The 645-nt window shown below is 70.4% G+C and carries 1 pseudogene; it reads right to left on the bottom strand.

The annotated features are described in order from the left end of the window. A pseudogene (locus tag NHG85_RS17335) lies at positions 1-645 on the bottom strand (transketolase); the annotation flags it as partial.

Here is a 645-nt window from a genome sequence, read left to right as displayed (position 1 = left end):
CGCGCAGCTGCGGCACGGCCTGGCGCGACAGCGCCAGCAGCGAGGGCGCGCGGCGCGACCGGATTGCCAGCTCCCAACATTCCAGCGTCTCCACCGCATCGGCGGGGCGAAACACGGTCAGCCCCGGGATGGCGCGCAGCGAGATCAGGTGCTCGACCGGCTGGTGGGTCGGACCGTCCTCGCCCAGCCCGATGCTGTCATGGGTCATGACATGGATCGTGCCGACGCCCATCAGCGCCGAGAGGCGGATCGCATTGCGCGCGTAGTCCGAAAAGACGAGGAAGGTGCCGCCATAGGGGATGACCCCGCCATGCACGCTCATGCCGTTCATCGCCGCGACCATGCCGAACTCGCGCACGCCCCAGGAGACATAGCGCCCTTCGGGGTTGTCGGCCTGGAAGTCGCTGTCGACGGCCTTGACCCGGGTCAGGTTGGAGCCGGTCAGATCGGCCGAGCCGCCGATCATCTCGGGGCAGGCTTCGGCCAACGTCGCGAGGGCGAGCTGGCTGGCCTTGCGGGTGGCGACCTTCTGCGGCTCGGCAAAGAGGCTCTCGCGGGCCCGCGCGACCGCGGCGTCGAAACCATCGGGCATCTCGCCCGCGATCCGGCGCTCGAATTCGGCACGCCGCTCTGCCGGCAGGGCCG

It is taken from the genome of Limimaricola litoreus, from assembly GCF_024159025.1.
In the GTDB taxonomy this organism is placed as follows: Bacteria; Pseudomonadota; Alphaproteobacteria; order Rhodobacterales; family Rhodobacteraceae; genus Limimaricola; species Limimaricola litoreus.
Note: the sequence above shows the minus strand (reverse complement) of the source record. Positions and strands in the feature narration are given on the sequence as shown.